Origin of the sequence: Rathayibacter sp. PhB152, assembly GCF_003751395.1 — a bacterium.
Lineage (GTDB): Bacteria > Actinomycetota > Actinomycetes > Actinomycetales > Microbacteriaceae > Rathayibacter > Rathayibacter festucae.
Genome location: NZ_RJUT01000007.1, coordinates 197,699 through 223,741, shown reverse-complemented (window position 1 = coordinate 223,741; position 26,043 = coordinate 197,699). Strand labels below are relative to the sequence as shown.

Here is a 26,043-nt window from a genome sequence, read left to right as displayed (position 1 = left end):
ACACGCCGCAGAATCGCGTCATAAGTGGCATGCCGCGGCGAGGGTCAGAGGCCGAGGGCGCGGCGGACGCGGGCGGCCGTCGCCTCGGGGCGGTCGACGAGGCCGGAGAGGCGCACGCGGATGTGGCGGTAACCGAGCGCCTGGATCGCCTCGCTGCGCGCGATGTCCCGCTCGTACTGCCGCGTGTCCGTCCGGTGCTGATCGCCGTCGTATTCGACGACGACCCACTGTTTTCGATAGAGCAGATCCACCCGCGCGACGAAGACACCGTCCGCGTCGTACAGCTCGACGTTGAGCTCAGGCTCAGGCAGCCCCGCGCGGACCAACAGCAGCCGGAGCAGCGTCTCCTTCGGCGACTCGGAGCCGACCCCCCACGAACCCGACCGCCTCCCGAGCGCGCCGGCCGCCCCGCCCGCGATACCGTGCCGCCCTAGCCGCGAGTATCTCGAGATCGACGCGGAGGCCGCGGCGACCGAGCTCCTCGTCGGGCCGCACGAGAGCATCCCCGAGGACGACCAGCTCGTCGAGCGACCGCGAGTCGGCGAGATGGCAGAAGGTCGAGGCGGGATCCGTCACCGGATGGCCCGCGTCGACGACGGTCACCGCCTCGTCCCAGAGATGGTGCGACTTCACGCCGACCCGACGGGCGGCGCGCATCGGCGGCGTGACCGCGACGTGCAGCGGAGTGGTCTCCGTCGCCCGCCGGTCGGGCAGCCGGAGCAGATGAGCGGCGGTGACGTGCGAGAAGAACTCGCCCGGCCGCATCACCGCGGCGAACGCGGTGATCCTCTCCCCGTAGCTCATCGGCGCGACCGCCGCGCGTGCCCCGCGGAACACGGCGACCGGGTACTCCGCCACAAGCCGGTGCCGCGCCAGCTCGCTCGTCGACGCGTTCACGATCCCTGTCTCTGTGTCGTCCTGCATGCGAGGACCCTGCCGCACCCCGCGCTCCCCCGCGCGCGTTGTCCACAGCCCCCTCCCGCGAGATGCCACTTATGAGCACGACACGCCGAGCAATCACCTCATAAGTGGCATCTCGCGGAGGGCGGCAGGGCTGGGGAGGAGGGTCAGGACTCGCGGGCGTGGGTGTCGAGGAAGGCGTAGACCTCGGCGTCGTCGATGCCGGGGAAGGTGCCGGAGGGCAGCGGGGCGAGGACGTGCGCGTGCAGGCGGGCGCTGGGCCAGGCGTTGCCGTCCCAGCGCTGGGCGAGCTCGGCGGGGGCGCGGCGGCAGCAGGACTCGTCGGGGCAGCGGGACTGCTCGCGGCGGTCGGTGTCGCGGCCGCGGAAGAAGCGCGCCTCGGCGAAGGGGACGCCGACGGTGATCGAGAACTCCTCCGTCGCGGTGGTGCCGGTCTGCGAGGCCGACCAGAAGGTCCCGGCCGGCGTGTCCACGTACTGGTAGTACTCCGTCGTGCGGTTGGTGCGGCTGAACGCCGAGCGCGCCGACCAGTACCGGCAGACCATCTGCCCCTCGACCGCGCCGGTGACGTCGGTCGGCAGCGGCAGGCCGTCGTTCTCGTACGCCTTCTGGATCGAGCCGTCGCCGAGCACGCGGAGGAAGTGCATCCGGATGTCGAGGTGCGAGGTCAGCAGGTTGGTGAAGCGCAGCGCCGCCGCCTCGTGCGTGACGCCGAAGCCGTCGCGGAAGTCCTCGACCGAGATGTCCCGGTCGCGCTTCGCCTCCTCCAGGAACGCCACGGCCGGCTCCAGCGGCATCAGGCAGGCCGCCGCGAAGTAGTTGATCTCGAGCCGCTGCCGGAGGAAGTCGGCGTAGGTGACCGGGCGCTCGTGGCCGAGCAGCCGGTGCGCCATCGCCTGCAGCGCGAGCGCCCGGAGCCCGTGGCCGCCGGGGATCGAGGCGGGCGGCAGGTAGATCCGCCCGTTCGCGAGGTCGATCACCGAGCGCGCCGAGTGCGGCAGATCGCCGACGTGGATGATCTCGAAGCCGAGGTGCCGCGCCATCTTCGAGACGGAGCTGTGCGTCAGCGCGCCCCCGCGGTGCCCGACCGTGCGGAGCATCTCGCCGGCGACCGCCTCGATCTCGGGCAGGTAGGCGTTGCGCTCGCGCAGCTGGAGCCGCTGCGCCGTGTTGGCGCGCCGCGCCTCCTCCGGTGTCGCGCTGGCCTCGCTCTTGCGGCGGGCCAGCTCGCGGTAGACGCCGAGGAACGCCTCGAGGACGGGCGTGGTCAGGCTCTTGTTGACCTTGAACTCCGGCAGCCCGAGCGAGCGGTAGAGCGATCCTTTCTGCACCCGCGCCAGCTCGATCTCGAGGGCGGCGCGCTCACTCGGCGGCTCGTTGGAGAGCAGCGCGGCGAGCTCGACGCCCAGCGCCGTGGCGAGCGCCTGCATCAGCGAGAGCCGCGGCTCGCGGCGCCCGGTCTCGATCAGGGAGAGCTGGCTGCCCGAGACGCCCACGCGCTCGGCGAGCTGCCCGAGGGTCAGCCCGCGGCGGGTCCGGAAGTGCCGGATGCGCTGCCCGAGCAGGGCGGCATCGGTCCCGGCCGAGGGGCCGGCGGCGGGGGCGGTGGTGTCGGTCACGGCGAGCTCCAGCGGTCGGTTATGACGAAGGCGCAAAAACCGCGGTTCTTGACGGTTAAGGCCTCGCAAATACCCCTCGATCCTCCTCCATCCTGGCTTCAGGCGCCAGAGAGCGCCCCTCGCACCGTCGGATCACGACCGCCACGAGGACCGACTCCCCACCCCGTCGACGACGACTGCACTGAAAGCGGAGCCAGCATGAGCATCTACAGCAACACCCTCCTCCTCGAGACGACCACCATGACCGCGCCGACCCCGGTCGCCGCGCCGGTCGTGCCGCCCGCCCCGCTAGCCCTGCGCCGCTGGGTGCGCGAGACGGCCGCGATCCTCCAGCCCGACGCCATCGAGTGGTGCGACGGCTCCCCCGCCGAGTGGTACCGCCTCACCGCCCGGATGGTGGACGAGGGGAAGCTGATCGCCCTGAACCCGGAGTGGCGGCCCGGCTCGTTCCTCGCCCGCACGGACCCCGACGATGTCGCCCGCGTCGAGGACCGCACCTTCCTCTGCACGACGAACGAGTCCGACGCCGGCCCCACGAACAACTGGCGCGAGCCCTCCGCGATGAAGGCCGAGCTCGCGCCCTTCTTCGCGGGCTCGATGCGCGGCCGGACGCTGTACGTCGTCCCGTTCTCGATGGGCCCGGTCGGCGGCCCGCTCTCGCAGCTCGGCGTGCAGCTGACCGACTCCGCCTACGCCGTGCTCAACATGCGGATCATGGCCCGTGTCGGCGCCGAGCCGCTCGCCGCCTTCACCGAGGAGACCGCCTTCGTCCGCGGTGTGCACTCGGTCGGCTTCCCGCTCCGCGACGTCGACGGCGCGACCCGCGACGACGTCGCCTGGCCCTGCAATTCGACGAAGTACATCACGCAGTTCCCCGAGACGCGCGAGATCTGGTCGTTCGGCTCCGGCTACGGCGGCAACGCCCTGCTGGCCAAGAAGTGCTTCGCGCTGCGGATCGCCTCGGCGATGGGCCGCGAGGAGGGCTGGCTCGCGGAGCACATGCTCCTGATCCGGATCGTCTCGCCCGAGGGCCGCAGCTACCACGTGGCCGCCGCCTTCCCGAGCGCCTGCGGCAAGACGAACCTCGCGATGCTGCAGCCGACCATCCCCGGCTGGCGCGTCGAGACACTCGGCGACGACATCACCTGGATGAAGAAGGGCGAGGACGGCCGACTCTGGGCGATGAACCCCGAGACCGGGTTCTTCGGCGTCGCGCCCGGCACCGGGCAGAGCAGCAACCCCAACGCCGTGCACACCCTCTGGGGCAACACGATCTTCACCAACGTCGCACTCCGCGAGGACGGCGACGTCTGGTGGGAGGGCCTCACCGACGAGGTGCCCGAGCGGCTGACCGACTGGCGCGGCGAGCCGTGGACGCCCGCCTCCGAGACCCCGGCCGCGCATCCGAACGCGCGCTTCACCGCGCCGGCCCAGCAGTGCCCGACCCTCTCGCGGGAGTGGGACGCCTTCGAGGGTGTGCCGCTGGACGCGATCGTCTTCGGCGGGCGTCGGGCGAGCAACGTGCCGCTCGTCACCCAGGCCACCTCGTGGCAGCACGGCGTCTTCCTCGGCGCGACCATCGCCTCCGAGAAGACGGCCGCCGCGGAGGGGACGGTCGGCGAGCTGCGGCGCGACCCGTTCGCGATGCTGCCCTTCTGCGGCTACAACATGGCCGACTACTTCGCGCACTGGCTCGCGGTCGGCGCGGACCTCGGCGAGAAGGCGCCCGCGATCTTCCAGGTCAACTGGTTCCGCAAGGGCGCCGACGGCTCCTTCCTCTGGCCCGGCTTCGGCGACAACGCCCGGGTCCTGCAATGGCTCGTCCGGCGGATCGAGGGGCTCGCCCAGTCGCGGCCCAGCGCGATCGGCGACCTGCCGCTGTCGATCGACACGCACGGGCTGAACCTCTCGGCCGCCGCGAAGGAGGAGCTGTTCTCCGTCCCGGTGGAGGCGTGGCTCGACGAGTGCGCGCTGACGGAGGCGTTCTTCGCCCGCTTCGGCGACCGCCTGCCGCCCGAGCTGGCCGCCGAGCTCCGGGCGCTGCGGCTGCGGCTGCTCGCCGAGGAGCTGCCGGCCGCGCACGCGGCCTGACCCCGATCCCGCCGGCCGCGCGCCGGCGCCCCCTGTGGCCCGCGGAGGGGAACCATCCCCTTCTTCGCATCCCCCTCCGCGGGTCCACTCCCCCCGCGCGGCAGCGACCGCGCCGCCGCCTTCATGCTGATCGAGTAGCCCCGCAGGGGCGTATCGAGATCCACTGTCTCCTGGCAGGTGGGTCTCGATACGCCGCTGACGCGGCTACTCGACCAGCATGGAGGGCCCCCTCCTCCGCACGACCAGACGGGCACCATGGACGACCGCATCACCCTCCGCTTCCTCGCCGCGCCGCAGGACGCGACCGCCGACGGCCGCAGCGCCCAGGCCGGCCGCGTGCTCGAGTGGATCGACAAGGCCGGCTACGCCTGCGCCGTCGGCTGGAGCGGCGGCTACTGCGTCACCGCCTACGTCGGCAACGTGCACTTCACCCGGCCGATCGCCGTCGGCAATCTGATCGAGGCGACCGCGCAGGTCATCCACACCGGCCGCACGAGCATGCACGTGCTGGTGCGCGTCGCCCAGGCCGACCCGCGCACCGGGCGCTACGAGGAGGCGACGCACTGCCTCCTGATCTTCGTCGCCGTCGACGAGGAGAAGCGCCCGCGCCCGGTGCCGGAGTGGAGCCCCCGCACGATCGAGGACCTCGCCCTGGCCGAGGGCGCCGCCGCCCGCATCGACGGCCGGCGCGCACTGCACGAGGTGATGCGCGCGCAGGAGTACACGGAGGCGGGGACCGGCCCGCGGATCGTCTTCCGCTTCCTCGCCGCGCCCGGAGACGTCAACTGGGGCGGCAACGCGCACGGCGGCATCGTGATGCGCTGGATCGACGAGGCCGCGAACGCCGTCGCGCAGGGCTGGAGCGGCCGCGACGCGGTCGCCGTCTACTCCGGCGGCATCCACTTCTACCGGCCGGTGCGAATCGGGCACCTCGTCGAGGTGGAGGCGCGGCTGATCCACACCGGGCCGCGCTCGATGCACCTCGCGATCCACGTGCGCTCCGGCGACCCGCGGACCGGCGAGCTCGAGCTGACGACGCAGTGCATGAGCGTCTTCGTGGTGCGCGGCGACGACGGGGCGGCCGAGGCTGTGCCGGCGCTCGAGCCGCGGAGCGACGAGGACCGCCGCCTGGACGAGCACGCGCGGGAGCTGATCCGGCTGCGCGCCGAGCTGCCGGCGCTGCCGGTCGGCCTCGCGGCGACGCTCGCCTGACCGGTCGGCACTCCCGGGTCGCTAGGGTCGGAGCGTGAAGATCCTCGTCGTGAACGGCCCGAACCTGAACCTCCTCGGCACCCGCGAGCCCGCGGTCTACGGCTCCGACACGCTCGCGGATGCGGAGGCGCTCGCTGCCCGCGCGGCGGAGCGGCTCGGCCTCGAGATCGAGTTCTTCCAGAGCAACTCGGAGGGCGCGATCATCGACCGCCTGCACGCGGCGCGCGGCACGGCCGCCGGCCTGCTGCTCAACGTCGGCGCCTACACCCACACCTCGATCGCGATCCGCGACGCCGTCCTCGCCACCGAGCTGCCGCTGGTGGAGGTGCACGTGAGCAATGTGCACCGGCGCGAGGAGTTCCGGCGGCACTCCTACCTGTCGGACATCGCTGTCGCCGTGATCGTCGGCGCCGGCATCGCGGGCTACGGCTACGCGGTGGACGTCCTCGCACGGACCCTGGGGGCGACGGCTCCGGACGCGTAGCTCCGGGGCGGGCGCCGGGGCGTAGCGTCGGGAGCATGACGCCCTCCGACGCGACTCCCTTCGCCTCTCCCGCCGAGCTCGGCCGCTCGTTCGGCTCCGCCGTCGACGCCTACGATCGCGGCCGCCCGGGCTACCCGGACGACGCGGTGGACTGGCTCGTCGGGCACGCGCCCGCCCGCGTGGCCGGCGCCTTCGTGCCCGAGCGCGCGCGGGCGGCCGGCGCGGACGCCTCCGACCGGGTGCGCGCCGCGGACCTCGGGGCCGGCACCGGGAAGTTCACCGCCTCGCTGGTGGCGCGCGGTCTCGACGTGACGGCCGTGGAGCCGGACGCGGCGATGCTCGAGCGGCTGACCGCGCAGCTGCCGTTTGTCCGGGCGCTGGCGGGGACCGCCGAGGAGATCCCGCTGCCGGACGCGTCCGTCGAGCTGGTCACCGCGGCGCAGTCCTGGCACTGGGTCGACCCCGAGCGCGCGAGCGCCGAGGTCGCGCGGGCGCTGGTCCCGGGCGGCGTGCTCGCGCTGGTCTGGAACATCCGCGACGAGTCCGTGCCGTGGGTGCGGCGCCTCGGCGAGGTCGCCGGCTCCTCGGCCGCCGAGCGCTTCGAGACGGTGCAGCCGCCGCTCGGCTCCGCGCTGGAGCGCGTCGCCTTCGCGCAGTTCGAGTGGGCGTACGAGCTCGACCGGCCGGCGCTGCTCGACATGTTCGCCTCGCGCAGCTACGTCATCGCGATGCCCGAGGAGGAGCGCGCCGCGGTCCTCGCCGCCGTCGGCGAGGTCGTCGACGCGCTGCCCGGCGACCGCTTCGCCATGCCCTACGCGACCCGCGTCACCATCGCCCGCCGCGCCTCGTAACAGTTCGATCCATGCTGGTCGAGTAGCCGCGCCAGCGGCGTATCGAGACCCACGTCTGCAGAACGGTGGATCTCGATACGCCCCTCCGGGGCTACTCGATCAGCATGGAACAGCCGCCTCGCGGGGCGGACCATGCTGGTCGAACAGCCGCGCGAACGGCGGGGAATCATGCTGGTCGAGTAGCCCCGCAGGGGCGTATCGAGACCCACAATCCTCAGCAGGGCGGGTCTGCAGACTCGCGTTCCGACGGTGGGGGATCTCGATACGCCCGCTGCGCGGGCTACTCGATCAGCATGGATTCCCCTCCGTACGAGGGAATCCTTCCCAGGAGACCCCCGCGTCAGACCTCGTTCGGGTCGCCGCCGACGCGGCCGGCGCGCTCGAGCGCGGTGATCGCGTCGCGCTCGTCGGACGTCAGCTCGAAGCCGAAGACGTCGATGTTCTCCACGATTCGCGCCTTCGTCGAGGACTTCGGGAAGACGATGTGCCCGCGGTCGAGGTGCCAGCGCAGCACGACCTGCGCAGGCGTGACCCCGTGCGCCTCGGCCGCGCCGGTGATCACCGGCAGCTCGAGCAGCGGGTACTTGTTCTGCCCGAGCGGCCCCCACGCCTCCGTCGCGATGCCGTGCTGCGCGCCGAACGCGGTCACCGTCGGCTGCTGGTGGTACGGGTGCAGCTCGATCTGGTTGACCGCGGGGACGACCTCGGCCGCGGCGAGCAGCCGCTCCAGGTGCGGCACGAGGAAGTTCGAGACGCCGATCGAGCGGGTGCGGCCGGCGGCCCGCAGCTCCTGCATCGCCTCCCAGCTCTCGACGTAGCGGTCCTGCTTGGGCTTGGGCCAGTGGATGAGGTAGAGGTCGACGGCGTCGAGGCCGAGCTTCTCGAGGCTGGCGTCGAGCGCTCCGGCCGCCGTGTCGCGGCCCTGGTCGTCGTTCCACAGCTTCGTGGTCACGTACAGCTCGTCGCGCGCGATCCCGGAGGAGGCGAGCGCCCGCCCGACGCCCTCCTCGTTGCCGTAGATCGCGGCGGTGTCGATGTGCCGGTAGCCGGCCTCGAGCGCCTCGGAGACGATGCGCTCCGTCTCGGCGGGGTCGACCTGGAAGACGCCGAACCCGAGCTGCGGGATGCTCGTGCCGTCGTTGAGGGTGAGGGTGGGGATGCTGGTCATCCCTCCACCCTGCCAGCGGCCCCCGACACCGGGTACCGGGTTGCGCCCGGCGACCGGCGTCGGCGCGGGCGACTACCCTCGAAGGGCGCTCGCGAGGGCGCACCGATTCCGAGGAGGACCGCACGTGAGCATCATCGCCGCCGCAGACGGATCAGCGCTGGGCAACCCCGGCCCCGCGGGCTGGGCCTGGTACGTCGACGACGAGCGCTGGGCGGCCGGCGGCTGGTCGCACGGCACCAACAACATCGGCGAGCTCACCGCGGTCCTCGAGCTGCTCCGCGCCACCGCGCAGGAGAGCGAGCCCGTGCACATCCTCTGCGACAGCCAGTACGCCATCAAGGCCTGCACCGAGTGGCTGCCGGGCTGGAAGCGGAAGGGCTGGCGGAAGGCCGACGGCAAGCCGGTGATGAACGTCGAGATCATCAAGGCGCTCGACGAGGAGCTGCAGGGCCGCGCCGTCACCTTCGAGTGGGTGAAGGGACACGCCAATCACCGGATGAACGAGGCCGCGGACGTGCGCGCCCGCGCCGCCGCCACCGCCTACCAGCGCCGCACGGCCGTCGACGCCGGCCCGGGCTGGCCGGGAGCGGCTCCCGCCGTGACCCCCGCCGTCGACACCGAGGACGCCCCCGCCACGCTGTTCTGACCCGACGCGCCGCGCTCAGGGCAGCCGCAGCATCCCGGTCGCGACGAGCTCGCGCACCCGCGGCAGCACGGAGTCGAGCACGGCGGCCTCCTCCACCTGCAGGAGCGAGGCCACCGCGGCCGTGATCGCGGCCACCGACAGCTCGCCGTCGCAGGCCCCGACGACCGCGGCCAGAGCCGTATCGGCCTCCTCCACCCGGGCGAAGCCGCCGCCCTGCCGCAGCCGGAGCACGGTCGGGTCGTCGTTGCCCGGCCAGTAGTGCCGCTCCTCGGTCACGTCGCCGGCGACGACGAGCGCCTGCCGCGCGAGGTCGGCGTCGTCGAGCACCGACAGCGCGTCGAGCGCGTCGAGGCAGTGCGCGAGGTGCCCGCCCAGCCCCGCGGTCGCGAACGCCGCATCGAGCCGCTCGAGACGCCGGATCGGCGCCCGGGGCGACGCGGGGAGCCGCAGGGTCACGTAGCCGAAGCCGACGCCGGTCACGCCGCGCCGCTCGAAGTCCTCGAGCCAGGCGTCGACGAGCGCGTCGGACTCCGCGCCGCGGGTGGTCCCGCCGTCGCGGATCCAGGTCTCGGCGTAGATCGCCGGATCCTGCTGCTCGCGCTCCACGATCCAGACGTCGAGCGGCGAGGCGGTCCCGTCCATCCACGCGGCGAGTCCGGCGTGCCCGGGTTCGAGCGCCTGCTCGAGCGGGCTGCGGCCGTCGGCCAGCCACGCGCGGACCCGGTCGAAGGCGTCCGCCTCGGCCCGGTACTCCCAGTTGCCGAGCAGCTGCGCGACACCGCCCGGCACCAGGTGCTCGGCGGCGCCGACGATCACGCGGCGGACGATCTCGTCGCCCTCGAGGCCGCCGTCGCGGTACTCGTAGGCGGGGACGCCCGCGGTCCGCGGCGTGATCACGAACGGCGGGTTGGTGACGATCTGGTCGAACCGCTCTCCCGCCACCGGCTCGTAGAGGCTGCCGTGCCGGAACTCGATCGAGTCGATGCCGTTCAGCGCCGCGTTGAAGGCGGCGATGGCGAGCGCGCGGTGCGAGACGTCGGTCGCGACCACGCGGGCGGCGTGCCGGGAGGCGTGCAGCGCCTGGATCCCGCAGCCGGTGCCGAGGTCGAGCAGGCTGCCGACCGGCCGCTGGATCATCAGCCCGGCGAGGGTGAGGCTCGCGCCGCCGACGCCGAGCACGTGGTCCTCGTCGAGCGGCCGGCCGAGCGCGAGCTCGCCGAGATCGGAGGCGATCCACCAGGAGGCGGCGCCGTGCAGGTCGACGAGGTCGTAGGGCCGCAGGTCGAGCGCGGCGGTAACCACCGCTCCGGCCTCGGAGCGCACGAGCTCCAGCTCCAGGGCGCCGTCGAGGCCGAGCGACGGGAACGCCGCCTCCGCCTGCTCGGTCGGGACGGGGTCGGCGAGGAGGAACAGCCGGGCCAGCGTGGCCAGCGGACCGTGATCGCCGCTGCGCTCGAGCGCCCGCCGCGCCGGGACCCGGTCGCCGCGGTGCAGCGCCTCGCCCGCGGCCTCGCCCCACAGCTCGCGGACGGCGTCGACGCGGTAGCGGGCACGGGAGAGGTCGTCGCCGAGGAGCGCGATGCGGGCTCGGTCGAGCTGGTCTGCTGGCTGCACCGCTCCATCCTCGTGCACACCCGGAGCCCGGACGGTGCGGCTGCGGCGCAGAACATCAGCTGCGAGCCGAGTTCGTCGCTCATCGCCGATGAAGGACCTTCTCAGCTGATGTTCTGCGCGCAATACGATCGACTCATGCCCCTCACCGGAGAATACGAACCGAGCACGTCCGCCTGGGCCCGCGAGCAGGCGGAGCTCTACGAGGCCACCGGCGGCGCGGAGGGCAACCTCCTCCGCGGCAAGCCGATCATCGTCCTGACCACGGTCGGCGCCCGCAGCGGCAAGCTGCGCAAGACCGCGCTGATGCGCGTCGAGCACGACGGCTCCTACGTCGTCGTCGCCTCGAAGGGCGGCGCGCCCGAGCACCCGGTCTGGTACCTGAACATGGTCAAGGAGCCGCACGTCGAGCTGCAGGACGGCCCGGTGAAGAAGGACTACACCGCGAGCGTCCTCGAGGGCGACGAGCGCGCCGCCTGGTGGGAGCGGGCGGTCGCGGCCTGGCCCGACTACGCGGAGTACCAGACCAAGACCGACCGGCAGATCCCGCTGGTGCTGCTCACGCCCTGGTCCTGACCCGGCCGTCCGTCACTCCGGAGCGACGACCGTCGTCTCCGGAGTGTCGTCGCCCATCTCCGGAGGCTCGCCCTCCGGCTCCACCCGCGCCGCGATGAGCGCCAGCACCCGCGGGTGCGACAGCAGCACGAAGTGCCCGACCACCGACACCGCGATGTTCTCGCGCGCGCCGGCGAGCCGGCTGCCGCCCGGGATGTACTGGTCGCGCATCCCGTAGATCGAGACGATGCGGCGGTCGGCGTCGCGCTCGGCCAGCAGCGTCCGGATCACGGGCCGGTGCGGGCCGAACTCGCGCAGCGCCCGGGCCGGCGCGATGCGAGCGAGCGGTGAGCCGTTGAACGGCGTCGAGACCGCGATCATCCGGTCGATCCGGCCCTCGTCGCGGTCGTCGACGACCATCATGTGCTTGCCGATCAGGCCGCCCTTGCTGTGCGCGACGACGACGACCCCGCGCAGGTCGTGCTCGCGCAGGTACTCCTGCCCGAGGGCGGCGGACGCGACGATCGGCCGGGTGTTGTAGCCGAGCGCGGGCAGCACGTGGATCGGATGCCCGGCCGCGTGCAGCCGGTCGGCGATCGGCCGCAGGAACTGCCAGGTCTCGTAGATCCCGGGGATCAGCAGGACGGGCGCGCCGTCGCCCGAGGCGTAGCGCGAGACGTCCCAGCCCTCGCGCAGGTGCGTGAACCGCGAGCCGTAGGCGTAGCGGTAGTCGCGCAGGTACGCCGCGCGCAGGGAGGCGGAGGAGCGCCGCGGGCGCCCCCGCTCACTCGCCGGCATAGGCCGCTTCGAGGGCGGCGACGTCGAGCTTCGTCATCCCGAGCATCGCCTGCAGCGCCCGCGCCGCGCCCTCCGCGTCGGAGCCGCCGAGCACGGTCGCGAGCGCGGTCGGCACGATCTGCCAGGAGAGCCCCCACCGGTCGCGGAGCCAGCCGCAGCGGCTCTCCTCGCCGCCGTCGGCGATCAGCGCGTCCCAGAGCCGGTCGACCTCGGCCTGGTCCTCGACCGAGACCTCGATCGAGACCGCCTCCGTGAACGGGAAGCGCGGGCCGGCGTTCATCGCCCGGAAGAGCTGCCCGTCGAGCTCGAAGGTCACGACGGTGACGGTGCCCGGCGAGGGCGAGCCCTCGGGCAGCACCTCCGTGCTCAGGATCCGCGAGTTCGGCACGAGCTCGGTGTAGAACTCGGCCGCCTCCCTCGCCTGGTCGTCGAACCACAGGAACGTGCTGACTGCACCCATGCCGGCCTCCTCGTCGATCCCCAGTGTGCCCCGTCGCGGGCCGGCAGGGTCAGAGCGGATTCACGCCGAAGGCGGTCGCGAGCTTGTCGATCTTCTTCGCCCGGCCCAGGCGGGGCAGGTCGCTGCCGTCGCGGATGACGCGGCCGCGGGCCTCGAAGTCGTCGAGGAAGTCGCGCGCCCAGGCCACGTCGGACGGGGTCGGGCTGATGACCTCGTTGATGACCGCGAGCTGCTCGGTGTCGAGGCAGAGCTTGCCGGTGAGGCCGAGCGAGACGGTGAGCGCGGACTGCTCGCGCAGCACCGGGTGGCTGTTGGAGACGGTCGGGCCGTCGATCGGGCCGGGCAGGTCGCCGATGCGGGAGGCGACGACGAGGCGCGAGCGCGGGTACGCCATCGCCAGGTCGTCGGCGCTGGTGCCGGTGTCGCGGCGGTAGTCGCCGCTGCCGAAGGCGAGGCGGAAGGTGCCGCGGGCGCGGGCGATCGAGACCGCCTCCTCGATGCCGAGGGCCGACTCGACCAGCGCGAGCACCGGGGTCGCGCCGCCGAGGCGGTCGAAGGTCTCCGTGACGTGCTCGCCGGCCTCGGTCTTGGCGAGCATGACGCCGGCCAGGCCGGGCAGGCCCTTCAGCGCGTCGACGTCGTCCGACCAGAACGGGGTGGAGTGGTCGTTGATGCGCACCCAGGCGCGCTTCTCGCCACTGAGCCAGGCGGCGACGTCGGCGCGGGCCTCGGGCTTGGCCTTCGGGTCGACCGCGTCCTCGATGTCGAGGACGACCTGGTCGGCACGCGAGGCGTGCGCGGCGTCGAAGGTGTCGGTGCGGGTCGCGTTGACGAGCAGCCAGGAGCGGGCGATCTCGGGGGCGACGTCGCGCCCCTTGCGCTTCGGGCCGGCCTCGGCGGAGGGGGTGGAGGTGGTGGGCAGCGTCACGTGAGCAGGTCCTTCCGGTGGCGCGGTCTTCGCACCGCGAGCCCCGCCGCGCAGCGACGGTGCCGGGGTCCAGGGTAACGGCTCGGCGCGGAGGGGACGCGTCAGCGCCGCTCCCAGAGGGTGATCGTCGCGGTCGGCACGGTCGAGGCGGGGCCGGCCTCGAAGCCCTCCGCCGCGAGCCAGTCGAAGGCCGCCGGGTCGGAGGCGGGAGCCGCGGTCCAGACGCGCTGCTCGCCCGCGAGGGCGGCATGCAGCGCCGCGTCCTCGAGCAGGACGTCGGAGTAGGTGCCCGTCGTGGCGTACGAGCGCTGGAGGGCGACGTCGTCGAGCCCGGCGAAGGCCGAGGGGTAGGCGGCGAGGGCGATCCGCGGCCGCAGCGACACGGTCCCGCTGTCGCCGAGGAGGAACGCGTCGCCCGGGCGCGCGCCGGCCTGGATCGTCTGCGCGAGGGCGCGGAGGTCCTGTCCGGCCGGCTTGCCGGTCTCCGTCCGCATCAGGACGAGCGCCGGCAGCGCCGCGACGGCGAGGGCACCGACGAGGACGCCCGCCGTCACCGGCCGCCAGGAGGCGAGGGCCAGCCCCAGCGCCATCGCCAGCGCGGGCGAGCTGAGGCTGAGGTAGCGCGGGGTGAACATCGGCTCGATCAGCGCGGTGCCCAGGAGCAGGACGGCCGCGGGCAGGAGCAGCCAGACGGCCAGCACGAGGACGAGCGGGGATCGGACGGCCCGCGTCCGCACTGCCGCGACGGCCAGCAGTCCCACGGCGAGCGCCGCCAGCCACCACGCCGAGCCGAAGAACGACTCGACGACCACTGTGTAGGCGTTGACCGGCTGCGAGCGGAGCCAGCCGATCTGCCCGCTCTGCCCCGCCGCCGTGAGGATCACCGGACTCGCGACGCCGACCGACAGCACCGCGCCGAGCACGCCGGCTCCGAACGCCCTGCCACGACGAGGCCCGACGGCCGCCGCGAGCAGCGCGAAGGCCGGCAGCACGAGCACGCAGTAGAGGAAGACGGCGTTCGCGAGCCCCGCCACCGCGACGAACGCGACCCAGCGCAGCACTCCGCCGTCCCGCGCCGCTCGGACCACCAGCACCGCCGCCCAGACGACCAGCGCGGTCGCGAGCGCGGAGGAGCGCGCCTCCGTCCCGTTGAACGACGTCCGGGGCAGCAGCCCGAAGACGATCGCGGCGAGCAGCGCGGCCCGCGGCCGGCCCAGCGAGCGCAGGAGCACCAGCACGCCCGCCGCTCCCGCCCCCGCCGCGAGGGCGGACGGCGCGCGCACGGCCAGCTCCGACTCCCCCGCGATCGCGATCCAGCCGTGCATCAGCAGCGCGTAGACGACGTGCACGGCGTCCTTCTGCTGCGCGAAGGCGAGCAGCTCGGGCAGCGGCAGCCGCGCGAGGCGCAGGGTCGCGGCCTCGTCGTTCCAGTAGGAGGGGATCCAGGAGCCGACCAGGGTCAGCAGCGTCGCGACGACGAGCACGAGACCCGCCGGGATCGACTCCGCCCCGACCCCTCGGGCCCTGCTCCCCCACCGCACCGTCCCACCGTAGGGGCGGCCGGCGTCGCTCAGAGCCCGGCGCGCTCCGCGAGGCCGGCCGAGAACGCGGCCTGGCCCGCGTGCTGGGTGTCGTCGTCGATCACCGAGACGAGCCGGACCGCGAGGGTCACCGGCGGGTCCCAGTCCTCGTCGACCACGCGGGCGAGGTCGGCGTCCTCGAGGGTGTCGAGGTAGGCGAGCGTCTGCTCGTGCACGGCGTCGTAGTACTCCGCGAGCAGCTCAGCCGGCACCGCGGCGAGCGCCGCGACCTCGGCCGGCTCCATCCCGTAGCCGTTCGTCTCCGCCGCGAACGGCAGGCCGGAGCGCTCGTGGAAGCCGCCGGAGATCCAGATCTGCTCGCGGTCGGCGAGCGGGGCGAGGTGGTCGTCCTGCACCCGGGTCAGGTGCCAGACGAGCCAGGCGGCGGAGTTGGCCTGCGCGTCGGCGCGGAAGCCGAGCCGAAAATGGGTGCTGTCGTCCAGAACGGCGTGCACGGTGCCGTGCACCCGGTCGAAGGCGTCGCGGAGGAGGTCGATGGCTGCAGTCATCCCGCCAGTCTGCTCGGCGCGCCCGTGCCACGTCACCTCCTGCGGAGTGCTCGGAGGATCCCCGGAGGCGGGTGCCGGATACTCGCAGCGTGACCTCCGGAACCTCGAACCTGGCGATGAAGCCGTGGCTGACCTCCTACGCGGAGGGCGTCCCGGCCGAGATCGACCCGCCCACGCAGACGCTCGTCGATCTGCTCGAGGACTCGGTGGCCCGCTACAAGCGCGGCATCGCGCTCGAGTTCTTCGGCGCTGAGACGAGCTACGCCGAGCTCGGCGAGAAGGTCGCCCGGGCCGCGGAGGGGCTGCGCCGCCTCGGCGTGCGCGCCGGCGACCGCGTCGCCCTGGTGCTGCCCAACTGCCCCGAGCACGTCATCGCGTTCTACGCGGTGCTGCGGCTCGGCGCGATCGTCGTCGAGCACAACCCGCTCTACACCCCGCGCGAGCTGCGCCGGCAGTTCGAGGACCACGGCGCCCGCGTCGCGGTGGTCTGGAACAAGACGGCCGACGTCATCGCCGCGCTGCCCGCCGACCTCGGCGTCGAGCGCGTCGTCTCGGTCGACCTCACCGCGTCCTTCCCGCTCGGCAAGCGGCTCGCGCTGAGGCTGCCCCTGGCGAAGGCCCGGGAGGCGCGCGCCAAGCTCACCACGAGCCCGCGCACCCGCTCGCTGATCCCCTTCGACCGCCTCCTGGGCGGCCGCCGGATCGCCCGCTCGCACCCGCGACCGGCGCTCGCCGACACCGCGCTGCTCCAGTACACGAGCGGCACCACCGGCACGCCGAAGGGCGCGATCCTCTCGCACGCCAACCTCCGCGCGAACGCGATGCAGGGCCAGGCCTGGGTGCCCGGGCTCCGCGAGGGCGACGAGACCTTCTACGCGGTCCTCCCCCTCTTCCACGCCTACGGGCTCACGCTCTGCCTCACCTTCGCGATCAGCATCGGCGCCAAGGTCGTGCTCTTCCCCACCTTCGACGTCGGCCTGGTGAAGGCCGCCGCCAAGAAGTCGCCGCCCACCTTCCTGCCCGCCGTACCTCCGGTCTACGACGCGCTGGCCCGCGCCTCCGAGCGCGGTGAGCTCGGCCTGCGCGGCATCCGCTTCGCGATCTCGGGAGCCATGAGCCTGCCCGTCGCGACGGTCGACCGCTGGGAGCGCGCCAGCCGCGGACTCCTCGTCGAGGGCTACGGGATGACCGAGAGCTCGCCGGTCGCGCTCGGCAACCCGGTCGGCCCGAGCCGCCGGCCCGGCACCGTCGGCGTCCCGTTCCCGAGCACCCGGATCCGCCTGGTCGACCCGGCGGACCCCTCCGTCGACCGCGGCCCCGGCGAGTCCGGCGAGCTGCTGCTGCAGGGGCCGCAGGTGTTCCAGGGCTACTGGAAGCGCCCCGAGGACACCGCGGCGACGCTGCTCCCCGACGGCTGGCTCCGCACCGGCGACATCGCCACCGTCTCGGCGGACGGCTTCGTCACGATCGTCGACCGGGCGAAGGAGCTGATCATCACCGGCGGCTTCAACGTCTCGCCCTCCGAGGTGGAGGGCGTGCTCGAGTCGCACCCGGACGTGGTGCGCGCCGCGGTGGTCGGCCTGCCCCGTGTGGAGGGCGGCGAGAGCGTCGCCGCCGCGGTCGTGCTGCGCGCCGGGACGGTCGTCGAGGCCGAGGCGCTGCGCGACTTCTGCCGATTGCACCTGACGGCCTACAAGGTGCCGAAGCGGGTGGTGACGGTCGACGCGCTGCCGACCTCGCTGATCGGCAAGGTGCTGCGCCGCGAGGTGCGCGAGACGCTGCTGGGCTGAGCCGGCCGGCTCGCCCTCTGCCCGGTCACGGCTCGATGGGTCACAGCCCGATGGGTCACAGCCCGATGAAGGAGAACGACATGACGCGATTCGTGCAGTACACCGAGAACGGCGGCCCCGAAGTGCTCGAGGTCATCGAGGCGCCCGAGCCCGAGGCCCCCGAGGGCGGTGTCGTCGTCGCGATCCGCGCCGCCGGAGTCAATCCGATCGAGTGGAAGATGCGCTACGGCATCCGCCCCGGTCCGCCCTTCCCCCGCCGCCTCGGCTCGGACGGCGCCGGTGTCGTCTCCGCCGTCGGTGCGGGCGTCTCCGGCTGGAGCGTCGGCGACGAGGTGATCGTGAGCAGCGCGGTCGGGACCTACGGCGAGTCCGTCGTCGTCGCGCCCGAGAGCCTCGACCGCAAGCCCGCGGGCCTCGGCTACGAGGAGGCCGCCGCGCTCGGCGTCCCGATCAGCACGGCCTACCAGGCGGTCGTCTCGCTCGGTGTGGCGGAGGGCTCGGTCTTCCTCGTGCACGCGGGCGCGGGCGCCGTCGGCCAGGCCGCGGTGCAGTTCGCGGTGGAGCGCGGCGCCCGGGTGATCGCTACCGCGAGCCCGGCCAACCACGAGCGGCTGCGCGAGCTCGGCGCCGAGCCCGTCGCCTATGGACCCGGCCTCGAGGAGCGCCTGCGCGCGGCGGCTCCCGGCGGAGTGGACCGCGTGCTCGACGCGGCGGGCACCGACGAGGCGCTCGCCGCCTCCCTCGCCCTGGTCAGCGACCCGCAGCACGTCGGCACCGTCGTCGTCGGCGCGCGGGCGGCCGAGTTGGGCATCCGCGCCTGGATGGGCGGCAGCCCCGTCCCGCTGACCGACGAGGAGAAGGCGCTGCGCCGCGAGGGCATCCCCCGCGCCGCGCAGCTCGCCGCCGACGGCCGCTTCTCGATCGAGCTCGGCCCGCGTTTCGCCCTCGACGACGTCGCCGACGCCCACCGCCTCAGCGAGGACGGCCACACTCGCGGCAAGATCCTCCTCGTCCCCTGAACCACCACGAGCACCCCGCGCACCTCATGCTGATCGAGCGACCCGCGCACACCATGCTGATCGAGTAGCCCGCGCAGCGGGCGTATCGAGATCCACCACCGTCAGAACGCGAGTCCGCAGACCCGCCCTCCTGGTGACGGCCGGTCTCGATACGCTCCTGCGGGGCTACTCGACCAGCAAGAGTGCAGTCGTCTTCGTCAGGGCGACCCGCCCCAGGATGCTGCTGCATGCTGATCGAGTAGCCCGCGCAGCGGGCGTATCGAGATCCACCCGCCGACGAAGGAGTCCCCCATGACCACCGACGACACCACCCCCGTCATCCTCGGCGGCGCCCGCACCCCCTTCGCCCGCTTCCAGGGCGTCTTCGCCCCGCTCTCGGCGGTGGAGCTCGGCGCCGCCGCCGTCCGAGCGGCCCTCACCCGCTCCGGAGCCCACCCCTCCGACATCGACGCCGTGATCCTCGGCCAGGTCATCCAGGCCGGTGCCGGCCAGGGCCCCGCCCGCCAGACCGCGATCCGCGCCGGCCTCGGCTGGGACGTCCCCGCCACCACGATCAACAAGCTCTGCCTCTCCGGCCTCACCGCCGTGATCGACGCCGCCCGCCTGATCCGCACCGGCGAGGCGTCGGTCGTCGTCGCCGGCGGCCAGGAGTCGATGACGAACACCCCGCATCTCCTGCTCGGCGCCCGCTCCGGCCTGGGCGTCGGCGCGCGGCCCCTCGAGGACGCGCTCCTGCACGACGGCCTCCTCGACCCCTTCGACGACCGGATGATGGGCCGCGTGACCGACGACGGCAACGCCGAGCGCGGGATCCGCCGGGAGCGCCAGGACGCCTACGCCGCCCTCTCGCACCAGCGCGCGGCGGCGGCCCGCGACTCCGGAGTCCTCGCCGAGGAGATCGTGCCGGTCGAGGTCCCGCAGCGCCGCGGCCCGGACCTCCTGGTGTCCGACGACGACGGCATCCGCCCCGAGACCACCGCCGAGATCCTCGCGGGCCTCCGCCCAGCCTTCAGCCCCGAGGGGACCATCACCGCCGGCAGCTCCTCCCCGATCACCGACGGCGCGGCCGCCCTCGTCATCGCGAGCAAGGGCTGGGCCCTCTCGCGCGGCCTGCCCTGGCTCGCCGAGATCGCCGAGCACGGCCAGGTCGCCGGCCCCGACAACTCGCTGCACTCGCAGCCGTCCGCCGCGATCCTCCGCGCCCTCGCCCGTCGCGGCGGCACCGTCGCCGACCTCGACCTGATCGAGATCAACGAGGCCTTCGCCTCGGTCGTCCTGCAGTCCGCCGACGACCTCGGCGTGCCGCCCGAGTCCGTCAACCTCGACGGCGGCGCCATCGCCCTCGGCCACCCCGTCGGCGCCTCCGGCGCCCGCCTCGCCCTGCACCTCGCCCTCGCCCTCCGCCGCCGCGGAGGCGGCCTCGGCGTCGCCGCCCTCTGCGGCGGCGGCGGCCAGGGCGAGGCCCTCCTCCTCCGCGCCTGACGACCCCCCGCGCGTCCCGCGAGATGCCACTTGCGCACGCCTTTCGCGGCGTGTCGCGCGCACAAGTGGCATCTCGCGGAAGGCGCCGTGCGCGGGTGCGACGTCAGCGGGTGCGGAGGACCCTCGGTGCCCGGAGGAGGGCCAGGACCGACAGCGCGAGCGAGAGGCAGTGAGCGTCGAGAAGCGGGCCGCTCATCAGGAAGACGACTCCGGCCGCCGACACGGACATCCCCCCGACGAGGATGACGAGGCCCACGGCGAGGAAACAGGCGTGCAGGATCGTGCAGACGACGGAGGTCCGCCACCACGCCGTCCAGCGGCCCAGCAGCGGCGGAAGCGTGACGAGCGCCCACAGCGCAACACTCGGCAGGCCGAACAAGGAGCCGTCGACGAGGACCGCGATCAGCGCGATCGCGACGAACGGGCTTGCCACGACGGCGGCGACCAGCTGCAGGAGTTTCGACTGCAGAAGCAGGCTCGGACGGAGCGGACGGCGGGCATCGAGGTCGTGCTCTTCGATCGCGGCGCGGGCGATGACGGCGGGATCGCCGAAGGACTCGACGAACCCCTCCTCGTCTCCCGCCCCCGCCGCGTGCTCGGCGGCGTCCTGCAGGAGGCACCGCTGCGAGCGTCGCGGCAGGACGGCGAGCTCGCGTCGCAGCTGCGCGTCGTAAGCGCGCCGAGCGGTCCCGGTGGTGTGCGTCGTCGTCATCGGTTCGTCTCCAGGAGGTCGTCAACGGTGCTGCGGAACGGCGCCCATTCCGAGCGGAAATCGTCGAGCCGTGCCCGACCCGCTGGGGCGAGCGAGTAGTAGCGCCGCTGGCGTCCCTCACTCGGGTCGGTGAGCTCGGTCGACACCAGTCCGCTGTCGCGCAGGCGGGAGAGGAGCGGGTAGAGCGTGCCCTCGCCTGCGATCAGGCCTGCGCGGCTGAGGGTGAGGGCGAGCTCGCGCCCGTACTTCGGCTCCCCGGCGATGGCCGCCAGGACGCAGAACTCGAGAACCCCCTTCCGGAGGTTCGCGAGGATCTTCTCGGTATCGGTCGCCATGCCCGCAATGATGCCTTGCATTGCAAGGCCTGGCAATACCCAGCTTACGCACCTGGCAGATCCCGACGCCAGGCGGGCTCTCGCGAGATGCCACTTGCGCACGCCTTTCGCGGCGTGTCGCGTGCACAAGTGGCATCTCGCGGAAGGGGTCAGCCCGCCCGGCTACGCTCGCGGGATGAGCATCCTCAGCGCGGACGGCCTCGAGTTCGTGACCCAGCGGCACCTGGCCACCCTGTCGACCCCGTGGCAGCAGGGGCGCCTTCACGTCGTCGCCGTCGGCTTCACCTACGAGGACGGCGTCGTCCGCGTCATCACCTCGCGCGAGAGCCAGAAGGTGCTGAACGTCCGCCGCGCCGGCACCGCGACCGTCAGCCAGGTCGACGGCATCCGCTGGCTCAGCCTGGGTGGCCCGGCCTCCATCGAGGAGGAGCCCGAGGCCGTCGCGTACGCCGTCGAGCTCTACTCGCAGCGCTACCGGACGCCCCGCGAGAACCCGCTCCGCGTCGCGATCCGCATCGACGTCGACTTCGCCCTCGCCTCCTCGGGCCTGCGCGCGGACTAGCCCCGTGCACTCCCCCGACGCACTGCGGGCCGACGGCACCGTCTCGTCGCTGCGGACCTACCGCTACGTCCGGGTGTCGCTCGTGGCCGCGGTGCTGTTCCTCGGCGTCGGAGTGACGTGGCACCTGGTCACGCTCGGCCCGCTGCGCTCGATCAGCGCCGCGTACTACACGCCGGTCCGCTCGGTCTTCGTCGGCTCCCTCTTCGCCGTCGCCGTCGGACTGGTGGTCCTCGCCGGGCGCAGCGTCCGCCGCACGCTGCTCGTGATCGCCGGCTTCACGGCTCCCGTCATCGCCCTGGTGCCCGCGCCGGTCCCCTCCGACGAGCTGGAGCTGCTGACGGGCACCGGCTGCCCCGCGGGCGTCGCGCGCTGCGTCGCCCCCGGCACGGAGGACGCGATCGCCGTCGGGATGCTCGCCTACCTCGTCGTCGCCGCGGCGGCCCTGGTCGCCTCGCTCGCCTTCCTCGCCGTCGACCGCGCGCTCGACCGCGGCGCCTGGCTGCGCGCCGGCGGTGCCGCCGTGCTTCTCGCCGGCCTCGCCGTGTTCTCGACCACCCCGGCCTTCGCCGACCTCGGCCACTACGCCGCCGCCGCGCTCTTCTTCCTGCTCATCGCCGCCGTGGCCGGCATCCATGCCCACGCGGTGCGCTCTCAGGGCATCCGCGGACCTGGCTCGCTCCGCGCCTACTCGCTCGCCTACTCCGCGCTCGCCGTCCTCCTGACCGCGGTCGACGCCGCCGCGATCGTCCTCCTGCTGACCGGCCGGGCCTCGGCGCTCCTCGGCGAGCAGTGGCTGCTGATCGTGGAGGCGGTCGCGCTCGCTCTCTTCACCACCTTCTGGATCCTGCAGACCGTCGAGAACTGGCGCGACCCGGACGCGGCGGCCCGCTGAGCAGGAGCCACCCGGAACTTGCGTATTCTCTGTGGCGGTTTGCGGGTGAGACGAAGGAGCCAGAGTCCCTCTGAGGCGCGAGGGTCTGCCGACCCGCTTGCGGACCGACTAGACGCGGCCACACTTGTCCGGCCAGGAGTGACCAGAAGTGCGTAAGTTGAGAGGGTGGCTTCGTCGCCACCCAGAAACTTCGTCTTCATCAGCGCCGGAAGGACCGACCATGGACATCGACAACGAAGAGCAACTCAAGCAAAGGCTCGGTATCGACTCGTGGCGGAACTTGTCGAGGGAGAAGTTCGTTGATTTCGCCTCCGAGCTACCTAACATGAGCGAGGAACTCGCACTGAAGGTCATCGAGCAGTTCCCGGACTTCAAAACTCTTGTTCTCGACTCGTTCTCCGTCGTTCGAGACCAGGCTTCGGAAGCGGCCAAGTCGAACTGGAAGAGCCAGAAGAAGGTTCACAAGGCATTTGCCGACTATCGCGCAATGCTGTCTCGGGAACTCGATCGTGAGAACCTCAGCTCAGCTGACCGTTTCGCGGTGATGCAACTCTTCAAGACCGCGATCGACGACGAAGCACTCAAAGACTCCGAGCACAAAGCCTTCGTCCTTCACGCCCTCAGCATGGTCGCTGCGGTCGGTGTCGTAGCGGTGGCAGCGGGAGCTGCCGTACTCGGCGGCCGTACTCGTATCGGTGGCGGGTCCTGATCTCACGGTCGAAGCTCGTGCCCCACCCAGTCCTTTGCGGAGTGGCTGCGTAGCCTCGGTATTTGAGAGGAGCGGTCGCGTAAGACGCTGCCCTGGTCACACGGTGGACCACGACCGCGAACGACTTTCCTGCGACCAGCGTCCGGCAATCAAGCAGGCCAGGCGACGATCGATGCGATACTCATCGTCGTCTGACTCTTCGTCACTCTCTATTGGATCCGGCGTCCGGTAGCGTCTCATCAATGAGCGACAGACCCGACCGAACTGCCGACAACTCTTGCATTGACGTCTAGAAGAGGCACGGGAAGTCTCCCGGCGCTGTCAGCGCTCCGCGGCGTAGCGGAACAGGAGCTTCTCCCGCACGAGGAGCGTCCCGGCCGCGCAGCCCGCGGCCGTCGCCGCCGAGGCCAGGACGAGCAGGCGAAGGCAGCCGTGCAGCAGGGCCGCCCGATCGCCGGGGCTCTCGGGCAGAGCGAGAACGAGCACGCCGACCGGGATCACGGCCCAGGCAGCGGCCAGCCAGAGCGCGTTCTCGGCCAGGAGTTGCACCAGCAAAGCCGATCGGCGGACGCCGATGTGGAGCGCCGAGGCCAGCTCGAGGCGACGGAGGCGGACGAGTACCGCTCCGAGCACGACTCCGAACACTGCGGCAGTCGGCACCGCGAGAAGGGAAGGTCTGGTGCGGACGGCCTCGCCGACGTCGTAGGGCTCGCCCAGTCGGGAGTTGAGCCGGCTCACGGACGGCTTCTCAGCCGGACTCGGAGCGACTGCGGTGAGGAGGAACGACGCCGTGGGTGACTGGACGAAGGGGACATCGAGCCAGCAGGCGTCGAACATCCCTTCTGTCGGGACGACGACGAGGACCGACCAGCCGAGTCCGGGCAGGCGGCCGTCGTCGGGGTAGTCGAAGATCCCCGCGACCGCGACGGGACCCGCCGTCGTCGCCACCGACCGCCCGACGTCGGTGCCGAGCGAGACCGCGACCTCACGGGAGAGGAGTAGACCGGCGATCGCGGGATCGAACCGGTGCGGCAGGAGGTCGACGAAGTGGGGCGTGACGTTCCGGCTCGGGACCGTCGTGGACGGCAGCGCCTCGAAGACGACCCCTCCGCCGTCCGACATCGCGCCGGCCGCTCCGGCCCCCGCCACTCCGGCGAGCCTCTCGCAGGCCCTGCCGGAGATGCCGTGCGTCGACGTCACCGTGCTGATGGTCGCGCCGGCGGAGTGGAACGCTCGGAACTCGGACACGATCGACCTCACCGTCATCGCGTCGTAGAGGCATAGCGCTCCGATGACGACGACGAACGACACCAGCGCGAGGATCGGCCTGCTCGTGCGGGCGGCCGTGCTGCGGAGCGCCTCGGTGAGGACGGACGAGAGCCGCACTAGGGCGCCAGCTCGATGGCCGTCTCGCAGGCGGCCGCTGCGCGTGGATCGTGCGTCGCCACGACGACGATGCTCCCGCCGCTCGAGACGTGGCCGAGAACCTCGATGACGGTCTCCGCACTCCTCGAGTCGAGCTGCGCGGTCGGCTCGTCGACGAGCAGCAGGTCGGGGGCGGAGGCGACCGCCCGCGCGAGCATGAGCCGCTGTGCCTCCCCGCCGGAGAGCCGCGCGAACGGCGTCGCGGCGCGCTCCGCCAGACCGAAGGTGCTGAGCAGTGCCTCGGCGTGGACCTGGGCCGACCACCGCCGCTCGCCCCTCGCCAGGAAGGGGAGGACGACATGGTCGAGTGCCGAGCGCCTCGCCGTGCCGTGCGGGTTCTGCAGCACCCGGCCCGTCCGCGCGATGCCGCAGGTCCGGACAGTTCCGAGCGAGGGCACGAGGGATCCCGCCAGAATCCCGAGCAGCGTCGACTTCCCCGAGCCGGAAGGACCGGTCAGTGCATAGGTCCGCGACGGCAGGAGGAGTCGGCTCACCGGAGCGAAGAGCGGTGCGCGGGCGTCGAACGAATGACTCACCGCCACCAGCTCGACGAAGACCGCGCCGGAGTCGAGTGACTCGCCGGACTGCCGATCGCGACCGTTCAGCATCCTCCCGACCTCTCCGGAGCGGTGCTGATCCGCGCGGGCGGCTCGGGCGAGGCGAAGCGGACGAAGGACTTCCCGAGCTCGGATGCCACGACCTCGACGGCGACCGCCTCACCTCCGGCCAGCACGCAGCCGTGGCGCCCCTCGAGGGCGTAGATCGCGGCCGGAGGGACAGCCCAGGTCTCGATCGGCTCCGCCAGTTCGAGGGTCGCGTCGAGCACGACCGTGGTGGTGCTGTCTGCGGCGCGCTCACCTTCGCCCGCCCCGGAGTCGACGGCTCGCGCCGCCTGCTCGAACGCCGCCGACGACCGCACCAGGTGGAGGTCCTCCGCAGAACTGATAGCCCCGAGACCATCCACGGCCAGCCGATGCTCCGCGACGAGCACGACGCGCTCACCGGGCAGGAGGTCACCGGGGACGGGATCGACCGAAGCCGCCGTCACCGGCGACCCCAGCTGGGCGATCGCCGCGCCGGACTCTACCGTGGTGCCGAGCTCGACGAAGCATCGGGCCACCTGAGCCGTCGGGGATGGCAGCCAGACGAGGCTCTCCCTCGAGATGACGTCCGGCTCCGTCGCCGCACCCAGCTCGCGCAGCCGCGTGTCGACGAGCTTCACGGACGTCTGCCCGAGGACGCCGTCCGCCCGGACCGCGTGACCCAAGCGGCGGAGTTCGTTCTGGAGCGCGAGGACGTCGTCTCCGGTGTCGCCGACGCGGAGGTCCCGGTAGAGCGGTGTCGTCGTCGCGATGCTGAGGAGCCGCGAGCCGTCGACCGCGAGCACGCTCCCCCAGGAGTCGATGGCGGCCCCGGGTGCGCAATCCAGCGCCGTGATCGTGCCGGAGCGCCGCACCTGCAGCTGCTCTCGTGCGCCCTGCTCGACCGCGATCTTCACGGCCCGCGCATCGACCGTCGACTGGGCCGTCGGCTCGAACTCCGCAGGAGCGGCGGTCGGGAACGCGACAGACGGCGGCACCTCCGGCGTCGCCGCCACGGCCAGAGTGATCGCGACGGCGGCGCCGGCGAGGACGACGGCCGCGAGGACGACGAGGCCGGGTCCCCCTCGTTCACCCATGCTCGA

27 protein-coding genes are annotated in these 26,043 nt (G+C 72.9%); 12 read left to right on the top strand and 15 right to left on the bottom strand.

The features are described from left to right. Window positions 1-44 precede the first annotated feature (44 nt). The 3 genes from EDF36_RS21380 to EDF36_RS16930 form a co-directional block, all read right to left on the bottom strand. Window positions 45-251, bottom strand: a complete 207-nt coding sequence (locus tag EDF36_RS21380; protein WP_185020527.1) for a DUF559 domain-containing protein — start codon at window positions 249-251, stop codon at window positions 45-47. 52 nt (window positions 252-303) lie between these two features. Further along, window positions 304-924: a hypothetical protein gene (locus tag EDF36_RS21375; RefSeq protein WP_185020526.1), complete on the bottom strand. Its 621-nt coding sequence runs from the start codon at window positions 922-924 to the stop codon at window positions 304-306. A 143-nt stretch (window positions 925-1,067) separates the two neighbouring features. Then, window positions 1,068-2,540, bottom strand: a complete 1,473-nt coding sequence (locus tag EDF36_RS16930; RefSeq protein ID WP_123733879.1) for a helix-turn-helix domain-containing protein — start codon at window positions 2,538-2,540, stop codon at window positions 1,068-1,070. A gap of 240 nt (window positions 2,541-2,780) precedes the next feature. Here EDF36_RS16930 and EDF36_RS16925 point away from each other — a divergent pair, with 240 nt between their 5' ends. From EDF36_RS16925 to EDF36_RS16910, 4 genes are all read left to right on the top strand, one after another. Then, on the top strand, window positions 2,781-4,631 hold the full coding sequence (locus EDF36_RS16925; RefSeq protein ID WP_123733925.1) for a phosphoenolpyruvate carboxykinase (GTP): 1,851 nt from the start codon (window positions 2,781-2,783) through the stop codon (window positions 4,629-4,631). A gap of 255 nt (window positions 4,632-4,886) precedes the next feature. Then, complete coding sequence (locus EDF36_RS16920; RefSeq protein WP_123733878.1) at window positions 4,887-5,843, top strand: acyl-CoA thioesterase; 957 nt, start codon at window positions 4,887-4,889, stop codon at window positions 5,841-5,843. 34 nt (window positions 5,844-5,877) lie between these two features. Then, on the top strand, window positions 5,878-6,327 hold the full coding sequence (gene aroQ, locus EDF36_RS16915) for a type II 3-dehydroquinate dehydratase (RefSeq protein ID WP_123733877.1): 450 nt from the start codon (window positions 5,878-5,880) through the stop codon (window positions 6,325-6,327). 35 nt (window positions 6,328-6,362) lie between these two features. Continuing rightward, window positions 6,363-7,178 (top strand): class I SAM-dependent methyltransferase, encoded by an 816-nt coding sequence (locus tag EDF36_RS16910; protein WP_123733876.1) that lies wholly within the window; start codon window positions 6,363-6,365, stop codon window positions 7,176-7,178. A gap of 340 nt (window positions 7,179-7,518) precedes the next feature. On the opposite strand, the gene EDF36_RS16905 is transcribed toward EDF36_RS16910, so the two are convergent. Further along, a complete protein-coding gene (locus tag EDF36_RS16905; RefSeq protein ID WP_123702512.1) occupies window positions 7,519-8,346 on the bottom strand; it encodes an aldo/keto reductase in 828 nt (275 codons plus the stop codon). 124 nt (window positions 8,347-8,470) lie between these two features. On the opposite strand from EDF36_RS16905, the gene EDF36_RS16900 reads away from it, so the two are divergent. Next, window positions 8,471-8,992: a ribonuclease H gene (locus EDF36_RS16900; RefSeq protein ID WP_123445254.1), complete on the top strand. Its 522-nt coding sequence runs from the start codon at window positions 8,471-8,473 to the stop codon at window positions 8,990-8,992. Window positions 8,993-9,007: 15 nt separating this feature from the next. Here EDF36_RS16900 and EDF36_RS16895 read toward each other — a convergent pair whose 3' ends face one another. After that, window positions 9,008-10,606 (bottom strand): methyltransferase, encoded by a 1,599-nt coding sequence (locus tag EDF36_RS16895; RefSeq protein WP_123733875.1) that lies wholly within the window; start codon window positions 10,604-10,606, stop codon window positions 9,008-9,010. Window positions 10,607-10,741: 135 nt separating this feature from the next. Between EDF36_RS16895 and EDF36_RS16890 the strand changes: the two genes are divergently transcribed. Beyond that, window positions 10,742-11,179: a nitroreductase family deazaflavin-dependent oxidoreductase gene (locus EDF36_RS16890; protein ID WP_123445252.1), complete on the top strand. Its 438-nt coding sequence runs from the start codon at window positions 10,742-10,744 to the stop codon at window positions 11,177-11,179. 12 nt (window positions 11,180-11,191) lie between these two features. On the opposite strand, the gene EDF36_RS16885 is transcribed toward EDF36_RS16890, so the two are convergent. The 5 genes from EDF36_RS16885 to EDF36_RS16865 all read right to left on the bottom strand — a co-directional run bounded on the left by EDF36_RS16885 (window position 11,192) and on the right by EDF36_RS16865 (window position 15,433). Next, the gene (locus EDF36_RS16885) at window positions 11,192-11,956 is read right to left on the bottom strand and encodes a triacylglycerol lipase (RefSeq protein WP_123733874.1); all 765 of its coding nucleotides are present in this window, start codon (window positions 11,954-11,956) and stop codon (window positions 11,192-11,194) included. Next, window positions 11,943-12,416 carry a VOC family protein gene (locus tag EDF36_RS16880; protein ID WP_123733873.1) on the bottom strand — a complete coding sequence of 158 codons (474 nt, stop codon included), beginning with the start codon at window positions 12,414-12,416 and terminating at the stop codon, window positions 11,943-11,945. Before EDF36_RS16880 ends, EDF36_RS16885 begins: the two co-directional genes overlap by 14 nt. Window positions 12,417-12,465: 49 nt before the next feature. Further along, the gene (locus tag EDF36_RS16875) at window positions 12,466-13,344 is read right to left on the bottom strand and encodes a CoA ester lyase (RefSeq protein WP_243839804.1); all 879 of its coding nucleotides are present in this window, start codon (window positions 13,342-13,344) and stop codon (window positions 12,466-12,468) included. Window positions 13,345-13,445: 101 nt separating this feature from the next. After that, window positions 13,446-14,885, bottom strand: coding sequence for a glycosyltransferase family 39 protein (locus EDF36_RS16870; protein WP_148060084.1), 1,440 nt, complete (start codon window positions 14,883-14,885; stop codon window positions 13,446-13,448). 29 nt (window positions 14,886-14,914) lie between these two features. After that, window positions 14,915-15,433 (bottom strand): mycothiol transferase, encoded by a 519-nt coding sequence (locus tag EDF36_RS16865; protein WP_123733871.1) that lies wholly within the window; start codon window positions 15,431-15,433, stop codon window positions 14,915-14,917. 89 nt (window positions 15,434-15,522) lie between these two features. Here EDF36_RS16865 and EDF36_RS16860 point away from each other — a divergent pair, with 89 nt between their 5' ends. The 3 genes from EDF36_RS16860 (at window position 15,523) to EDF36_RS16850 (ending at window position 19,724) form a co-directional block, all read left to right on the top strand. Further along, window positions 15,523-17,223, top strand: coding sequence for a long-chain-fatty-acid--CoA ligase (locus EDF36_RS16860; protein ID WP_260300759.1), 1,701 nt, complete (start codon window positions 15,523-15,525; stop codon window positions 17,221-17,223). An 80-nt stretch (window positions 17,224-17,303) separates the two neighbouring features. After that, window positions 17,304-18,242: an NADP-dependent oxidoreductase gene (locus tag EDF36_RS16855; RefSeq protein ID WP_123733922.1), complete on the top strand. Its 939-nt coding sequence runs from the start codon at window positions 17,304-17,306 to the stop codon at window positions 18,240-18,242. Between the two features lie 291 nt (window positions 18,243-18,533). Next, window positions 18,534-19,724: an acetyl-CoA C-acyltransferase gene (locus tag EDF36_RS16850; RefSeq protein ID WP_123733870.1), complete on the top strand. Its 1,191-nt coding sequence runs from the start codon at window positions 18,534-18,536 to the stop codon at window positions 19,722-19,724. Window positions 19,725-19,827: 103 nt separating this feature from the next. On the opposite strand, the gene EDF36_RS16845 is transcribed toward EDF36_RS16850, so the two are convergent. Together EDF36_RS16845 and EDF36_RS16840 are read right to left on the bottom strand one after the other, a co-directional pair. Continuing rightward, entirely contained in the window at window positions 19,828-20,436 is a 609-nt protein-coding gene (locus EDF36_RS16845) for a hypothetical protein (RefSeq protein WP_123733869.1), read from the bottom strand. Beyond that, window positions 20,433-20,771 (bottom strand): PadR family transcriptional regulator, encoded by a 339-nt coding sequence (locus EDF36_RS16840; protein ID WP_123702495.1) that lies wholly within the window; start codon window positions 20,769-20,771, stop codon window positions 20,433-20,435. Before EDF36_RS16840 ends, EDF36_RS16845 begins: the two co-directional genes overlap by 4 nt. A 175-nt stretch (window positions 20,772-20,946) precedes the next feature. Here EDF36_RS16840 and EDF36_RS16835 point away from each other — a divergent pair, with 175 nt between their 5' ends. The 3 genes from EDF36_RS16835 (at window position 20,947) to EDF36_RS16825 (ending at window position 22,934) form a co-directional block, all read left to right on the top strand. Continuing rightward, window positions 20,947-21,333, top strand: coding sequence for a pyridoxamine 5'-phosphate oxidase family protein (locus EDF36_RS16835; protein ID WP_123733868.1), 387 nt, complete (start codon window positions 20,947-20,949; stop codon window positions 21,331-21,333). 4 nt (window positions 21,334-21,337) lie between these two features. After that, complete coding sequence (locus EDF36_RS16830) at window positions 21,338-22,225, top strand: hypothetical protein (protein WP_123733867.1); 888 nt, start codon at window positions 21,338-21,340, stop codon at window positions 22,223-22,225. A 220-nt stretch (window positions 22,226-22,445) separates the two neighbouring features. After that, window positions 22,446-22,934 (top strand): hypothetical protein, encoded by a 489-nt coding sequence (locus EDF36_RS16825; RefSeq protein WP_123733866.1) that lies wholly within the window; start codon window positions 22,446-22,448, stop codon window positions 22,932-22,934. Window positions 22,935-23,255: 321 nt separating this feature from the next. Here the strand turns inward: EDF36_RS16825 and EDF36_RS16820 are convergent, their stop codons facing one another. Genes EDF36_RS16820 through EDF36_RS16810 form a run of 3 tightly spaced genes read right to left on the bottom strand, consistent with a single transcriptional unit; the run spans window position 23,256 to window position 26,037 of the window. Further along, window positions 23,256-24,320, bottom strand: coding sequence for a hypothetical protein (locus EDF36_RS16820; RefSeq protein ID WP_123733865.1), 1,065 nt, complete (start codon window positions 24,318-24,320; stop codon window positions 23,256-23,258). Beyond that, the gene (locus EDF36_RS16815; protein WP_123733864.1) at window positions 24,320-24,967 is read right to left on the bottom strand and encodes an ATP-binding cassette domain-containing protein; all 648 of its coding nucleotides are present in this window, start codon (window positions 24,965-24,967) and stop codon (window positions 24,320-24,322) included. The genes EDF36_RS16820 and EDF36_RS16815 overlap by 1 nt, the downstream gene beginning before the upstream one ends. After that, window positions 24,961-26,037, bottom strand: coding sequence for a peptidoglycan-binding protein (locus tag EDF36_RS16810; protein WP_123733863.1), 1,077 nt, complete (start codon window positions 26,035-26,037; stop codon window positions 24,961-24,963). The genes EDF36_RS16815 and EDF36_RS16810 overlap by 7 nt, the downstream gene beginning before the upstream one ends. Between the last annotated feature and the right edge of the window lie 6 nt (window positions 26,038-26,043).

Coding starts and splice junctions, on each gene's coding strand:
- EDF36_RS16840 (WP_123702495.1), bottom strand. CDS start 20,771: ATGGCGACCGATACCGAGAAGATCCTCGCGAACCTCCGGAAGGGGGTT.
- EDF36_RS16835 (WP_123733868.1), top strand. CDS start 20,947: ATGAGCATCCTCAGCGCGGACGGCCTCGAGTTCGTGACCCAGCGGCAC.
- EDF36_RS16910 (WP_123733876.1), top strand. CDS start 6,363: ATGACGCCCTCCGACGCGACTCCCTTCGCCTCTCCCGCCGAGCTCGGC.
- EDF36_RS16880 (WP_123733873.1), bottom strand. CDS start 12,416: ATGGGTGCAGTCAGCACGTTCCTGTGGTTCGACGACCAGGCGAGGGAG.
- EDF36_RS16855 (WP_123733922.1), top strand. CDS start 17,304: ATGACGCGATTCGTGCAGTACACCGAGAACGGCGGCCCCGAAGTGCTC.
- EDF36_RS16815 (WP_123733864.1), bottom strand. CDS start 24,967: ATGCTGAACGGTCGCGATCGGCAGTCCGGCGAGTCACTCGACTCCGGC.
- EDF36_RS16905 (WP_123702512.1), bottom strand. CDS start 8,346: ATGACCAGCATCCCCACCCTCACCCTCAACGACGGCACGAGCATCCCG.
- EDF36_RS16890 (WP_123445252.1), top strand. CDS start 10,742: ATGCCCCTCACCGGAGAATACGAACCGAGCACGTCCGCCTGGGCCCGC.
- EDF36_RS16850 (WP_123733870.1), top strand. CDS start 18,534: ATGACCACCGACGACACCACCCCCGTCATCCTCGGCGGCGCCCGCACC.
- EDF36_RS16825 (WP_123733866.1), top strand. CDS start 22,446: ATGGACATCGACAACGAAGAGCAACTCAAGCAAAGGCTCGGTATCGAC.
- EDF36_RS16885 (WP_123733874.1), bottom strand. CDS start 11,956: ATGCCGGCGAGTGAGCGGGGGCGCCCGCGGCGCTCCTCCGCCTCCCTG.
- EDF36_RS16810 (WP_123733863.1), bottom strand. CDS start 26,037: ATGGGTGAACGAGGGGGACCCGGCCTCGTCGTCCTCGCGGCCGTCGTC.
- EDF36_RS16865 (WP_123733871.1), bottom strand. CDS start 15,433: ATGACTGCAGCCATCGACCTCCTCCGCGACGCCTTCGACCGGGTGCAC.
- EDF36_RS16920 (WP_123733878.1), top strand. CDS start 4,887: ATGGACGACCGCATCACCCTCCGCTTCCTCGCCGCGCCGCAGGACGCG.
- EDF36_RS16845 (WP_123733869.1), bottom strand. CDS start 20,436: ATGACGACGACGCACACCACCGGGACCGCTCGGCGCGCTTACGACGCG.
- EDF36_RS21375 (WP_185020526.1), bottom strand. CDS start 924: ATGCAGGACGACACAGAGACAGGGATCGTGAACGCGTCGACGAGCGAG.
- EDF36_RS16925 (WP_123733925.1), top strand. CDS start 2,781: ATGACCGCGCCGACCCCGGTCGCCGCGCCGGTCGTGCCGCCCGCCCCG.